At 66.4% G+C, this 15,037-nt stretch carries 6 protein-coding genes and 1 other RNA gene; 5 read left to right on the forward strand and 2 right to left on the reverse strand.

Features of this window, described 5'->3' with window-relative positions; all coding sequences use genetic code 11:
* Positions 1–18: 18 nt before the first annotated feature.
* Entirely contained in the window at positions 19–1,065 is a 1,047-nt protein-coding gene (locus tag ACZK45_RS04355) for a glycosyltransferase family 9 protein (RefSeq protein WP_049421589.1), read from the reverse strand.
* Positions 1,066–1,085: 20 nt separating this feature from the next.
* On the opposite strand from ACZK45_RS04355, the gene ACZK45_RS04360 reads away from it, so the two are divergent.
* The 3 genes from ACZK45_RS04360 to ACZK45_RS04370 are packed head-to-tail and all read left to right on the forward strand — an operon-like array spanning position 1,086 to position 2,988.
* The gene (locus ACZK45_RS04360) at positions 1,086–1,835 is read left to right on the forward strand and encodes a 3-deoxy-D-manno-octulosonic acid kinase (protein WP_049400634.1); all 750 of its coding nucleotides are present in this window, start codon (positions 1,086–1,088) and stop codon (positions 1,833–1,835) included.
* Entirely contained in the window at positions 1,835–2,602 is a 768-nt protein-coding gene (locus ACZK45_RS04365; protein WP_121504042.1) for an MBL fold metallo-hydrolase, read from the forward strand. Before ACZK45_RS04360 ends, ACZK45_RS04365 begins: the two co-directional genes overlap by 1 nt.
* On the forward strand, positions 2,599–2,988 hold the full coding sequence (locus ACZK45_RS04370; RefSeq protein WP_125894644.1) for a nuclear transport factor 2 family protein: 390 nt from the start codon (positions 2,599–2,601) through the stop codon (positions 2,986–2,988). Before ACZK45_RS04365 ends, ACZK45_RS04370 begins: the two co-directional genes overlap by 4 nt.
* A 78-nt stretch (positions 2,989–3,066) precedes the next feature.
* Here ACZK45_RS04370 and ffs read toward each other — a convergent pair.
* An RNA gene (gene ffs, locus ACZK45_RS04375) (signal recognition particle sRNA small type) lies at positions 3,067–3,163 on the reverse strand.
* Positions 3,164–3,463: 300 nt separating this feature from the next.
* On the opposite strand from ffs, the gene ACZK45_RS04380 reads away from it, so the two are divergent.
* Positions 3,464–3,781 carry a DMT family transporter gene (locus ACZK45_RS04380; protein ID WP_010483859.1) on the forward strand — a complete coding sequence of 106 codons (318 nt, stop codon included), beginning with the start codon at positions 3,464–3,466 and terminating at the stop codon, positions 3,779–3,781.
* A 359-nt stretch (positions 3,782–4,140) separates the two neighbouring features.
* Positions 4,141–15,018: an autotransporter-associated beta strand repeat-containing protein gene (locus ACZK45_RS04385; RefSeq protein WP_478445493.1), complete on the forward strand. Its 10,878-nt coding sequence runs from the start codon at positions 4,141–4,143 to the stop codon at positions 15,016–15,018.
* The last annotated feature ends 19 nt before the right edge of the window (positions 15,019–15,037 follow it).

Consider the following 15,037-nt stretch of genomic DNA (forward strand, 5'->3'; position numbering starts at 1 on the left):
TCCGGGGCAGCCTGCCGCTCACCCCAGGTGGTCGGCGACGTAGCGTTCGAACGCAGCGATACCGTCTTCCACGGTGATCAGTTCCATCACATCGTCGAACTCGATCTTGGTGCCCCACTTCAGATCGGTGGCCTGCTTGGCCAGGTACTTGCGCGCGGCATCGTCGTAGCGGTCCACGCAGTAGCGGCGGTCGGAATAGGGACCGCTGCGGTTCGGGTTGCTGGCCGCGTGCAGGCCCAGTACCTTGGCGCCCATCGCGTTGGCGATGTGCATCGGGCCCGAGTCCGGGGTCATCACCAGATTGGCGCGGGCCAGCAGCGCCGGCAGCTGCTTCAAGGTGTCCTTGCCGACCAGGTCAAGCGCCGGTGTGTGCAGCTGCGCCTGGATGGCATCGGCCATGCTGCGCTCCAGTTCGCTGCGGCCTCCGCACAGCACCACCTGCCAACCGCGCTGTGCGGCGTGGTTGGCCACGGCGGCGTAGCGGTCTGCATACCAGTTGCGGCGCACGTGGCTGGAACAGGGCGAGATCATCAACACCGGGCGGCCATCGTCCTGCCATTGCGCGGCAGCCCACTCATACGCGGACTGTGGCACCGCCAGGTCCCAGCTGACCTCGGTCTGGCGCAGGCCAAGGGGTTCACAGAAACTGCCGATGGCATCCAGCACATGGATGCCGGGGCGGTCGGGGATGCGTTCGTTGATGAAGAGACCATGCAGGTCCTTCGAGCGGCTGCGGTCATAGCCGATGCGACGCTCTGCGGGAATGAAGGCCGACAGCAGGTTGGCGCGGAACGCCACCTGCATCTGCAACAGCGCTTCGAAGCGCCCCGGCGGCAGCTGCCTGCGCAGTTCCTTGACCCCGGCCATGCCGCTCTTCTTGTCGTAGGCATGGAAGGTGACACCGGGCAGGCCGTCGAGCAGCTTGTGGCCGGCCTTGTCGATGATCCAGTGGATCGGCGTATCCGGGCGCGCAGCCTGCAGGGTGCGCACCAGGGGCACCACGTGGGTGACATCGCCAAGTGCGGACAGGCGCAGGAGGCACAAGGAGGAGGACGCTGATGCCATGTGTTGTTAGACTCAATGAAATGGTCGCATTCGACGCCAATGAAGCGCTGACGCCATGCCGCGAGGGTCGCGGCATCGGGGCCATTCTGTTCGACCGCGAGCGGCTGCGGCAAGCCGAGATCGGCCTGTTCTCGCCCCAGCACTGGGGCAGCAGGGCTCGGCCGGTGGGCGAGGGCGGTCGTGGCAGCGCCTGGTTCGTCGATGCGCCGTTCGGCGCCAGCGTGCTGCGCCACTACCTGCGCGGTGGCCTGGCGGCGAAGATCAGCCATGACCAGTACCTCTGGCGCGGCGCGGACCGGACGCGCAGCTTCGCCGAATTCCGGCTGATGCGCGCGCTGCGCGAGAAAAAGCTGCCGGTGCCCCGGCCACTGGCGGCGTTCTACATGCGCGAGGGCCTGCGCTACCGGGCTGCGATCCTGATGGAGCGGATCGAGGGTGTCCGTTCGCTGGCCGACCGCGCGCTGGTCGCGGGCCGGGGCGCACCGTGGGAGGAGACCGGGCGGCTGATCGCCCGCTTCCATCGTGCCGGCCTGGACCATGCCGACCTCAATGCGCACAACATCCTGTTCGACGGCAACGGCCACGGCTGGTTGATCGACTTCGACCGCGGGGTGATCCGCATCCCGGCGACCGCCTGGCGCGAACGCAATCTCAAGCGCCTGCTGCGCTCGCTGATCAAGCTGCGCGGCGAGCGCAGCATGGAAGACGTGCAGAAGGATTACGCGCGGCTGCGCCGCGCCTATGACATGGCCTGGAACCGGGGCACCTGATGGACTGGTCGTTGCGTTTCCTCGGCGTCGGCAATGCGTCGGCGGTCGAGCTGGGGTCGCCGATGTCGGTGATCGAACGGGACGGTCGGCCGTGGTTGACCATCGACTGTGGCGGCGAAGGCCTGACCGCGTTCAAGGCGCACTACGGCCACATGCCGCAGGCGTTGTTCGTCACCCATGTGCACCTGGACCACGTAGCGGGCTTCGAGCGCCTGTTCGTCGATACCTTCTTCAACGCGCACCGGCGCGGCAAGGTGCGCCTGTATGTGCCTGCCACCGTGGTGCCGCTGCTGCACAAGCGCATCGGGGACTACCCGAACGTGCTGGCCGAGGGCGGTGCCAACTTCTGGGATGCGTTCCAGCTGGTCGTGGTGGGCGAGGCGTTCTGGCACGAGGGCGTGCGCCTGGAAGTGTTCCCGGTGCGCCACCACTGGCCGGAGACGGCCTATGGCCTGCGCCTGCAGGGCGCGCTGACCTGGAGCGGCGATACCCGGCCGATTCCGGAGATGCTGGCCCGCTTCGCCAACGACAATGAACTGATCGCGCACGACTGCGGCCTGCACGGCAACCCGTCGCATACTGGCGTGGACGACCTGGAGCGCGAGTACAGCGCCGAACTGCAGGCGCGGATGATGCTCTACCACTATGCGAGCGCGGCCGACGGCCAGGCGCTGGCCGCGCGGGGGCACCGTGTGGCGCAGCCGGGGCAGTGCGTGCCGCTGGCCAACCCCACTGCAGCGCACGTGCTGGTGCAGGATCCGCCGTGAGCGGTGCTGGCCAGCCCGCCGACGCGGCGCTGGCTGCCGAGCTGGAGGCGCTGGAACGCGCGCTGCATGCGCCGCAGGTGCGGGCCGATCGCGAGCAACTGGCGGCACTTCTGGACGAGGATTTCAGCGAGATCGGCAGTTCCGGGCGATGCTACGGCCGTGATGCGGCGTTGCAGGAGATCCCGCTGGAGCGCGCTCAGGTGCTGATCGAATCGGAACAGTACGCGGTGTGGCTGTTGGCCGAGGATCTGGCCCAGGTGCGCTACCGCAGCCGCTATCACGTTGATGGCCAGGCCCAGGGCTGGGTGTTGCGCAGTTCGCTGTGGCGACGGCATGCGCAGGAATGGAGGGTGGTGTTTCACCAGGGCACGCCCGCGGCGGGGTAGTGGTGGGCGATGCCCGGTGAAGGGCGCCAGCCAAGGCTGGCAGCTACCAGAAGTGGGGCCACGCCCGAAAAGGCGATGGCCCCGCCGGCTGACCTCGGCGCCCGCGTCGATCGATACCGTTGCTGCCTTCCGGCCCTGGCGGGATTTTCGACCTAGCGTCGCGAGGGGCCGACGGGGCCACCATAGAGACGTTGGCCGCCCAGTGGGCGGCCGGTTCACGGATCAGGGGAAGCAGCGCGCGATGCGCCGGAGACCACAGCCGGACTGCACATCGGCTGGCCGATGGCAGACGGCAACTATAGCGCAGGCAGGTACATCGACGCCAGCTTCGTGCACTGAATCGGCTGTAACCCGCGTCTGCCGGCAACGCCCCGCGCCGACCGGCGTTGCTAGAATGCCGGCCAGGAGGAACGACCTCCCCCACATCGGGAATCAATGACCAGGACGGCCTGGCCCTACCAAGAGGAGGGCTGTCATGGCCTGGATCTATCTGTTGTTCGCCGGCCTGCTGGAAATCGTCTGGGCCGTGTCCATGAAGCAGTCCGAAGGCTTCACCAAGCTCACCCCTACCGTGGTCACCATCATCGGCATGATCGCCAGCTTCTGGCTGCTGGCGGTGGCCATGCGCAGCCTGCCGCTGGGCACCGCCTACACGATCTGGACCGGCATCGGCGCGGTCGGTGCGTTCGTGGTCGGCATCGTCTTCCTCGGTGAGCAGGTCAGCCCGATGCGGATCGGTGCGGCGGTGCTGATCGTTTCCGGCCTGGTGCTGATGAAACTCTCGAGTAGCTGAATGCATTTAGTTGGGCGGAGAAAGGAATCTCCGCCTGCTGCAGGTATATGCATTTTCGGCAAAACCATTTTGTCCGCCCGTTTTATTTGACGTGCGTCATGAAAATAACGAGCGTGATTCACATGCCGCTGGCGCCATCGGCCGCACAGTGCCGCCATTCGTCATGCGAAATCGGGGAGTTTTCGCCTTGACGGACACGTTGACCTGCCTTTTCCAGGTGCGGTCGCGTGAAGATGTGAAGATTTTCAGAAGTTAATGAAGCCAGGCCTTGTTCCCGTGTCGGGAGCCGGGGTGGGCCGCATTGTCTTCAAAAAAAGCCTGCCTGCAGTGCCATCCGGTCTTTTCATGGAGATTTACCGATGAACCGCATTTACCGTCTGGTTTTCAATCGCGCCCTCGGCGTAATGCAGGTTGCTTCGGAGGTCACCCAGAATCCCGGCGGAAGCGCGGTCTGCGCAGGGCGGGTGCCGCGATTGCGGGCGCACCAGTTGGCGGTGGCATTGGCTGCCACGCTGGCCAGTGGTTCGGCCTTCGCAGCGTGCACTGGCACCACGACCGTCAACTGCGACAGCTCCACCAACATCAACAACTACGTCAACCCGACCAGCGGCCTGACGTTGAACATCGCCAATGGCGCGGTGTTCAGCGTGCCTCTGCTGTTGGGCGGCAATGCGGTGACGTTGAGCGGCAGCAACACCACGGTCAACAACGCCGGCACGATCGATCCGTTCCTGACCGGTGGTCTCAGCCTGGCCGCGGCCGGCCTGGTGGTCGGCAACAACACCGCCGGTGGCAGCGCGATCACGGTCAACAACCAGACTGGCGGCCAGATCAAGGGCATCTTCAACATCGGCACTTTGCTGGGTTTCGGCGGCCAGGCGGTCACCGCGCAGAATGCCGCAGGTGGGACCACCACGCTGGTCAATGATGGTTCGATTGGAATGTCGCTGCTGGGGATAGGGCAGCTTGCGGATGCGACGTCGGTGGTGACCTATGGCGGAGCACAGGCCAACGTGACCAACCGTGGCAGCATCACCGGTCGTGTCGGCCTGGGCGCTTCGACAGGCAATACGTTCACCAATTCGGGCACGATCTCGGGCAGTGTGCATCTGGGTGATTCCACCGGCGGCAATACTTTCACTGCCGTGGCAGGGTCCACCGTGGTTACCGGTGGCGGTAGCGCACCTGCAGGCCTGCTCGCCGGCGTAACCGGGGTCAAGGTCGCAGAGGCGGGCACGGTTGATGCAGGCATCGGCACCGGTGCCGCCAACAACACCCTGGTGCTGCAGGACAACGCCAGTAACAACGGGCCTGCGTCGAGCATCGGCTGGACCAACTACATCGGCTTCCAGAAGCTCACCGTCAACAGCGGCACCTGGAACCTGCAGGGGCCGTGGTCGGGCACGGGCGCGATCACCCTCGGTGGCGGCGTGGTGAACTTCAACAACAACGCCGCATTCGGTTCCGGCCTGTTTACCGTCACTGGCGGCTCGATCGCGGCCAGTGGTGCAGGCCTGTCGCTGGGCAACAATTTCACCCTCAATGGCGGGTTGAACCTGGGCGGTGCCCAAGGCTTCGGTTTGAGTGGCGTGCTATCCGGTACCGGTGGGCTGACGGTCAACAACACCGGCATCGTCACCCTGGGCGGTGCGAACCTGTTCAGCGGTGGCGTCAACCTCAATGCTGGCGGCCTGGTGCTCGGCAATGCCGGTGCGCTCGGCAGCGGCAGTCTGACCGTCGGTGGCAACGCTTCGCTGGATACCTCGGCCAACTTCAATCTGGGCAACAACCTCGTCATCAACGGTGGCGGCACGCTCAACCTGCTGGGCAGCAACGCGCTGGGCCTGAATGGTTCGATCTCCGGCGCTGGCGACCTGGTCAAGGCGGGTCCGGGTACCCTCACCTTGAATGGTGCCAACCTGCTTACGGGCTCCTTCGCGGTCACCGGTGGTGCGCTGGCATTGGGCGCCGGTGGCAGCCTGTCACCGACAAGTGCGATCTCGCTGAGCGCAGGTACCAACCTCGATCTCTCGGTTGCGGCCAGCCAGACCATCGGCTCACTCGCCGGATCCGGTGCGCTCAACCTTGGCGCGCGCAGCCTCACGTTGGGTGGCCTGAACACCAGCACCAGCTTCTCCGGCGTCATCGGCGGTGTCGGCGGCGCGCTGGTCAAGGTCGGTACGGGTACCCAGACCCTGTCGGGCGCCAATACCTTCACAGGTGGCGTCACGCTCAACGGCGGTGGCCTGCTGCTGGGCAATGCAGGCGCGCTGGGTACTGGAACACTTAGTGTTGGCGGCAACGTGTCTCTCGATGGCACCGGGGCGCTCGCTCTCACCAACGCGGTCAATCTGGGCGCGGGCAGCATCCTCAATCTGTCCGGGAACCAGGCATTGACCTTCAACGGCGTGATCGGTGGCTCCGGCAGCCTGGTCAAGAACGGCGCGGCCACCCTGACCCTCAACAACGCCAACACGTTTGGTGGAGGGCTGTCGCTCACGGCTGGAGGACTGGTGCTCGGCAACGGCGGTGCGCTGGGAACCGGCGCATTGAATGTCGGTGGCGCGGTGACGCTTGATGCCAGCTCGGCACTGACCGTGGGCAACGGCATCAACCTGGGGGTGGGTGGTTCGCTCAACGTGCTGGGCTCCAACGCGCTGACGCTGGGCGGCGTGATCGGTGGTACCGGCAGCCTGGTCAAGAACGGCGCCTCCACGCTCACGCTGGGTGGGGCCAACGCATTCACCGGCGGTCTGAACGTAAACGCAGGAAAGGTGGCACTGGCCAGTGGCGGCAGTCTGGCGGCCACCGGGGCGGTGAGCCTGGCGGGGGCCGGCGCCGAACTGGACATCTCGCTCGGCGGCAACCAGACCATCGGTGCGCTGTCCGGTGCGGCAGGCAGCATCCTCTCGCTGGGCGGCAGCACGCTCACCTTCGGTGATGCCACCAACCAGACATTCGGCGGCGTGATCGGCGGTACCGGTGGCCTGGTCAAGCAGGGAACGGGCACGCAGACGCTCAGCGGCGCCAATACCTTCAGTGGTGGCCTGAACCTGGCGGCCGGTGGCCTGTTGCTGGGCAACGGCAGTGCACTCGGTACCGGCGCGTTGACGGTCAGCGGCAATGGCTCGCTCGACGCAACCGCAGCACTGAATCTGGGCAATGCCATCAACCTTGGCGCGGTGCTGACCCTGCCGGGCAGCCAGAACCTCACCCTGGGCGGCAACATCACCGGCACCGGCAGCCTGATCAAGAACGGTGCCTCGCTGCTGACCTTGAACGGCACCAATGCATTCAGCGGCGGCCTGAACCTCAATGCCGGCAGCCTGCTGCTGGGCAACAGCGGTGCACTCGGGACGGGCGCATTGAGCGTGGGTGGCAATGCATCGCTCGATGGCAGCACGGCGTTGAACCTGGTCAACAATGTCACTCTGGGTAGTGGGGCTGCGCTGTCGCTGCCGGGTTCGCAGGCGATCACGCTTGGCGGGGTGGTTTCCGGAGCCGGTGGCCTGGTCAAGAACGGCGCCAGCACGCTCACGCTCAACGGCGCCAACAACTTCGCCGGTGGGCTGACGCTCAACGGCGGTGGCCTGATGCTGGGCAACGCTGGCGCACTGGGAACCGGGCTGCTTGCCGTGGGCGCGAACGCGACCCTGGGCAGTACGGTGGCATTGAACCTGGGCAATGCCATCGATCTCGATGCCGGTGCGCAGCTGAGCCTGACCAGCAATGAGAATGTTGCTCTGGGCGGACTGATCACCGGCACCGGTGGCCTGATCAAGACCGGCACTGGCGTGCTGTCGTTGAACAACAGCAACACCTTCAGTGGTGGTCTGGCGCTGAACGCGGGCGGTCTGTCGGTCGGCGCCAACGGTGCGTTGGGTACCGGTGCACTGAACATCGGCGGCAATGTTTCTCTGGATGCGAGCGCCCCGGTTTCGCTGGTCAATGCAGTGAACCTGGGCGCCAATACGCTGACCCTGCCGGGCAGCAGCAATCTCACTCTGAGCGGTGTGGTGAGTGGTGCCGGTGGCCTGATCAAGGACGGCGCCTCGACGCTGACCTTGTCCGGTGCCAATACCTTCCTCGGTGGCGCCACGGTCAACGCAGGTGCGCTGGCACTCGGCGCGGGTGGCAGTCTTGCCGCCATCGGTGCGGTGGACCTCGCCGGTGCCGGCGCGACGCTGGACATCTCCGCAGCGGGTGCCGGGCAGACCATTGGCGCGTTGAACGGCGTGGCAGGCAGCCATGTGGCATTGGGCACGCAGACCCTTACTTTCGGTGGCGCCAGCAATGGCAGCTTTGCCGGTGTCATCGATGGCAGCGGTGGGCTGATCAAGGTCGGTGCTGGCGTGCAGACGCTGTCCGGTGCCAATACCTTCAGTGGCGGTGTCGCGCTTGATGCAGGTGGCCTGATCCTCGGGAATTCGGGGGCGCTGGGCACGGGCACGCTGGGCATCGGCGGCAACGTCAGCCTGGACGGAACGACGTCACTGAATCTGGCCAACGCCGTGAACTTCGGTGGGGGTACGCAGCTGACGCTGGGCGGCAGCAGCGATCTCACCCTTGCAGGCGTGGTGGCCGGCAGCGGCAGCCTGATCAAGAACGGTGCAGGCCTGCTGACGCTCAACAACACCAATACCTTCGGTGGCGGCCTGACCTTGAACGGTGGTGGCCTGGTGGTCGGCGCGAACGGCGCACTCGGTTCCGGCACGCTGGCGGTGAATGCCAGCACCACGCTGGATGCGGGTGCTGCAGCGACGCTCGGCAATGCGGTCACGCTGGGCTCGGGTGTCGCACTGACATTGCCGGGTAGCAATGCGCTGACGCTGTCGGGTGTGATCGATGGCAACGGCAGCCTGATCAAGAACGGTGCCACCACGCTGACGCTGTCCGGTGCCAACACCTATACCGGCGGTACCACCATCAACGCCGGTACGCTGGCACTGGGAACAGGTGGCAGCCTTGCCGCGGCGGGTGATGTCACGCTGGGCGCAGGCGCTGGCTTCGATATCTCCGGTGCCGGCAGCAGCCAGACCATCGGCGCGCTCAACGGTGCGGGCGGAAGCACGCTGGCGCTGGGCGGTAATTCGTTGACCTTCGGCACGGCCGGCAATGCCGCCTTCGACGGCGTGATCAGTGGTGGTGGCGGTCTGGTCAAGGTGGGCGCGGGCGTGCAGACGCTGTCCGGTGCCAACACGTTTGGCGGCGGCGTGACGCTCAACGCTGGCGGGCTGGTGCTCGGCAATGACGCGGCGCTGGGCACGGGTGCATTGACCGTCGGCGGTGCCGCCACGCTGGACACCACCGGCCTGGCAGCACTGACCAACAACATCGCGCTCAACGCAGGCCTGACCGTACTGGGCACCAATGCGCTGACGCTCAACGGGGTGATTTCCGGTACCGGCAGCCTGACCAAGGATGGTGGCGCAACGCTGACCTTGAACGGTATCAACTCCTATACCGGTGGTACCAACATCAACGCCGGCACACTGGCGCTGGGTGCCGGTGCAAGCCTGGCGGCGAGCGGTACCGTGAACCTCGCCACCGGCGCTACGCTGGATCTGTCGGCCGGCAGTGGCACGCAGGTGTTCGGCACCCTGGTCGGCAACGGTACGGTCAACCTGGGCGCCAATTCGATCGAAGTCGGCGGGGCGACCAATGGCACCTTCAGTGGCTCTATCGCAGGTACGGGTGGCCTGACCAAGGTCGGTGCGGGCATCGAGACGCTGACCGGTGCCAACACCTACACCGGCGGCACCTTCATCAATGCCGGCACACTGGCGATCGGTCCGGGCGGCAGCCTGGCGGCCACCGGTGCAGTGACACTTACCGCAGCGGGAACCGGCTTCGACATCTCGACGTCCGGTGCCAGCCAGACCATTGGTTCGTTGGCCGGCGTGACCGGCTCCACGGTCACTCTGGGCGCGCAGTCGCTGATCCTCGGCGGCAACGGCAACAGCGTGTTCGACGGCGCGATTTCCGGCACCGGTGGCCTGGTCAAGAACGGCACCGGCATCCTCACGCTGGGCGGCGCCAACCTGTTCAGCGGCGGCCTGGCGCTCAACGGCGGTGGCCTGGTGGTCGGCAACAACGCTGCGCTCGGCAGCGGTGCGCTGACGGTGGGGGCCAGCGCTACGCTGGATGCTTCGACCGCGGCCAACCTGGCCAACAACATCACGCTGGCATCAGGTGCCAACCTCAACCTGCTGGGCAGCAATGCACTGACCTTGGGCGGCATCGCTTCCGGTACCGGTGGGCTGATCAAGAACGGTGCGGCCACCGTGACCCTGACCGGTGCGAATACCTACACCGGAGGCACCACCATCAACAGCGGCACGCTGGCGATCGGCGCCGGCGGCAGCCTGGCGTCGACCGGCGCGGTGAACCTGGCCGGTACCGGTACCCTCGATATCTCTGCGGGCAACCAGAGCATCGGTTCGCTTGCCGGTGTGGCCGGCAGCACCGTGGCGCTGGGGGGCAGTGCGCTGACCCTGGGCGGCACGGTAGACAGCACGTTCAACGGTGCGATCACCGGCAATGGTGGCCTCGTCAAGAACGGCGCAGGCGTGCAGACCCTCAACGGCGCCAGCACCTTCAGTGGCGGTGTAACGCTCAATGCAGGCGGCCTGGTGGTCGGCAACGATGCCGCTCTCGGCACCGGGGCGGTAACGGTGGGTGGCAACGGTACGCTCGATTCGAACACTGCGGTGACGTTGGCCAACAACTTCGTCCTCAATGCCGGGCTGACCGTGCTCGGCAGCAACAACCTCACCCTCAACGGCAGCCTGAGTGGCACCGGCTCGCTGACCAAGGAGGGCGCGGCAACGCTGACCTTGAACGGTGCCAATACCTATACCGGTGGCACCTTCATCAATGCCGGTACGCTGGCATTGGGCGCCGGCGCGAGCCTGCATGCCAGTGGCATCGTCAATCTGGCTTCGGGCGCGACCTTCGATCTGTCGGCGGGCAGCGGCACGCAGCAGTTCGGTACCCTGATCGGCAACGGCACGGTGAACCTGGGCGGCAACACCTTGACCATTGGTGGTCCCGTCAATGGCACGTTCAGTGGTTCGGTGGGGGGTACCGGTGGGCTGATCAAGGAAGGCACCGGCACCCAGACCCTGACCGGTGCCAATACCTTCACTGGTGGCACCACCATCAATGCGGGCACGCTGGCGATTGGCGCCGGAGGAAGCCTGGCAGCGAATGGCGCGGTGACACTGGCCAACGCCGGAACAGGGTTCGATATTTCTGCCGGTGGTGCGCAGAGCATCGGATCACTGGCCGGTGTTGCCGGCAGTACGGTCGCGCTCGGCGGCAGCACGCTGACCCTCAATGGCGTAGGAAACACGACCTTCGCTGGTGACATTACCGGTACCGGTGGCCTGGTGAAGAATGGTGCAGGCATCCAGGGCCTGACCGGCAGCAGTACCTTCAGCGGTGGCGTGGCACTCAACGCCGGTGGCCTTGCCTTGGGTAACAACAATGCACTGGGAACCGGCACGCTGACCGTGGGCGGCAATGCCAGCCTGGACGGCACCAGCGCGCTGACGCTGGCCAATACCGTGCAGCTGGCCGGCGGCACGCTGACCCTTGCCGGCAGCAACGCGCTGACCTTGAACGGCCCGATCAGCGGCGCTGGCGGCCTGCTCAAGGATGGCGCAGCAACGGTCACCCTGGGCGGTGCCAGCACCTACACCGGTAACACCACCATCAACAGCGGCACGCTGGCGGTTGCGGCCGGTGGCACCCTGTCGGGTGCGAGCACGGTCAATCTGACCGGTGCCGGTACGCTGGACATCAGTGCCGGTGGCAACCAGAGCATTGGTGGCCTGGCCGGTGTAGCCGGATCCAGCGTGGTGCTGGGCGGTGCGACCCTGACCACCGGCGGCAACAACGGCAGCACCACCTTCGGCGGTGTGCTCAGTGGCACCGGCGGCCTGGTGCAGAGCGGCACCGGCACGCTGACCTTGAGCGGTGACAATGTCTACACCGGCGGCACCACCATCAATGGTGGCAGCACGCTGCAGATCGGCAACGGCGGCAGCTCCGGTTCGGTGCTGGGCAACATCACCAACAACGGCAGCCTGGTCTACAACCTGGGCACCACGGCAACCGTAGGCGGTGTGGTCAGCGGTGGCGGTGGCCTGACCCAAGCTGGCAGCGGAACGCTGGTGCTGACCGGCAACAACACCTACACCGGCGGTACCACCATCAATGCAGGCGGCACGCTGCAGGTCGGCAATGGCGGTGCGACCGGGGCGATCGTCGGCGACATCACCAACAACGGTGCGCTGGTCTCCAACGTGGCGGGCAACACCACGCTGGGCGGCACCATCAGCGGCAGCGGTGGCCTGACCCAGGCCGGCGCTGGCACGCTGACTCTGACCGGCAACAACACCTATACCGGCGGCACCACCATCAATGCCGGTGGCACGCTGCAGGTCGGCAATGGCGGTGCGACCGGTGCGATCACCGGCAACGTCGCCAACAACGGCAGCCTGGTGTTCGACGTGGCGGGCAATACCACGGTCGGCGGCGCGATCAGTGGCAGTGGTGGCCTGACCCAGGCCGGTGCCGGCGTGCTGACGCTGGTCGGCAACAACACCTACACCGGCGGCACCATCATCACTGCCGGTGGCACGCTGCAGGTGGGCAATGGTGGAGCGACCGGTTCGATCGCTGGCGACATCACCAACAATGGTTCGCTGATCTCCAACGTCGCGGGCAACACCCTGCTGGGCGGCACCATCAGTGGTACGGGTGGCCTGACCCAGGCGGGCAGTGGCTCGCTGGTGCTGACCGGCACCAACACCTACACCGGAGGTACCACCATCAATGCCGGCGGCACGCTGCAGCTGGGCAATAGTGGTGCGACCGGCTCGATCGTCGGCGACATCACCAACAACGGCACGCTTGTGTCCAACGTCGCGGGCAACACCACGCTGGGCGGCACCATCAGCGGCAGCGGTGGCCTGACCCAGGCCGGCAGCGGCACACTGACCGTGACCGGCAACAACACCTACACCGGCCCGACCACCATCACTGCCGGTGGCACCCTGCAGGTGGGCAATGGCGGCGCGACCGGTGCGATTGGCGGCAGCGTCACCAACAACGGCAGCCTGATCTTCAACGTGGGTGGCAACACCACCGTCGGCGGCGCCATCAGCGGCAGCGGTGGCCTGACCCAGGCCGGCAGCGGCACGCTGATCCTGGGCGGCAACAACACCTATACCGGCGGCACCACCATCAACACCGGCACGCTGCAGGTCGGCAACGGCGGCGCGAGCGGATCGATTGCCGGCAACGTCAGCAACAACGGCAGCCTGGTGTTCAACGTCGGTGGCAATACCACCGTGGGTGGCACCATCAGCGGCAGCGGTGGCCTGACCCAGGCTGGCAACGGCACCATTACGCTTATCGGAAACAACACCTATACCGGTGGCACGACCATCAATGCGGGCGGCACCGTGCAGGTTGGCAATGGCGGCGCCAGTGGCTCGATCACCGGCAACATCACCAACAACGGTGGGCTGATCATCAACACCGGTGGCAGCACCACGCTGGGCGGCAGCATCAGCGGTGGCGGCAGCATCGTGCAGGCCGGTCCGGGGGGCCTGAACCTTGGCGGCAACAGCGGTGGTTTCAGCGGTACCGGCCAGGTCACCGGCGGTGGCCTGAATGTCACCGGCAACATCGGCGGCCAGTGGACCATCGGCAGCGGTACCACGCTGTCCGGCACCGGCACCATCGGGGGTACCGGTGGTGGCGTGACGGTATCCAGTGGCGGCGTGCTGTCGCCGGGTAATGGCCCAGGCAATGGCAGCGGTGCGGGCAATGGCACCGGCACGATCACGGTGGGTGGCAACCTGACCTTGTCGCCGGGCAGCACGCTGGGCATCGATCTGGGTGCCACCGGCAGCGACACGGTGCAGGTGGGTGGCAGTGCCAACGTGGGTGGCAGCAGCGTGCAGGTGAATACCATCTCGCCGAGCACCAGCTACCAGCAGGGCCAGCAGTACACCGTGGTCAATGCGGGCGGTGGCGTGAGCGGGCAGTTCGCTTCGGCGAAGACGCCGTCGGCCTTCCTGACCATCACCCCGGTCTACACGGCGAACACGGCCAATCTGCAGATCGATGTGGCGCAGACCGCAGCCTTCACCACGGCGGCGAAGACGCGCAACCAGTACAACACCGCTGCGGCGCTGGACAGCCTGCCGCAGAGTGGCTCGGCACTGGGGCTGTACAACACGGTGTTGATCTATGACGCGGGTACCGCGCGCGCGGCCTTCGACCAGCTGTCCGGTGAAGTGCATGCGGCCAGCCGTGCGGTGCTGTTATACGACAATTACCTGGAAGAGGGTATCCGCCAGCGTCTGGGCAGTGAGCTGCCGACCGTGCGCGGTGAGCGTGCCTCGGCCTGGCTGGCCGGCAGCGGCAAGGTGTTCAGGCAGGATGGTGATGGCAACGGCGACGACATCCGCTCCAACCGCAATGCGCTGATGGCCGGCGTGGACTGGCAGCTGGGCGAGCACGTGGTGCTGGGTGCAGCGGCCGGCAACGAACGGCTGGATACGCGCCTGTACGATCGCAGCTCGCGCGCCCGCCTGCGTGGCAACACCTTCGGTCTGTATGCGCAGGGCCAGTGGAACAACGGCTTTGCGGTCGGTGGCAGCGTGTCGCGCGGCGACTATCGCACGCGCACCACACGTGAGGTGCCGCTGCTGGGCCAGACCCTGTACAGCCGCCAGGACTCGGATGTGACCATCGCCCAGGTGGAGGGCAGCTGGACCTGGACCCACGGCAGGACCCAGCTGCAGCCGTACGTGCAGTTCACCAAGCACTGGGTCGACAGTGATCGCGCGGTGGAGCAGGGCGGCACTGCTGCGCTGGAGCTGGAAGGCGGCAAGGACACGCTCAATGTCAGCACCGTGGGTGTGCGGGGCCGCTGGGACGTGGGCAGCGGCGAGCGCTTCCCGGCACAGCTGACGGTCGGCCTCGGCTGGCAGCATGCTTCGGGTGACACCGACGTGGCCAGCCGCAACCGCTTCGCGGTCGGCGGCAATGCGTTCGATGTGTACAGCGCGGTGATGGCACGCAACGCGCTGGTCAGCCAGCTGGGCGTGGCGGTTGGGCTCGGCCGCAACAGCCAGCTGTCGATGTTCGTGCAGGGCCAGCACGGCGACGGTCGCCGCGATGTCGGCGGGCAGATCAACCTGCGCGTGGGCTTCTGAGGGGAGCGGGCCAGCGGTA

It is taken from the genome of Stenotrophomonas sp. 63632_Sma (assembly GCF_056482875.1).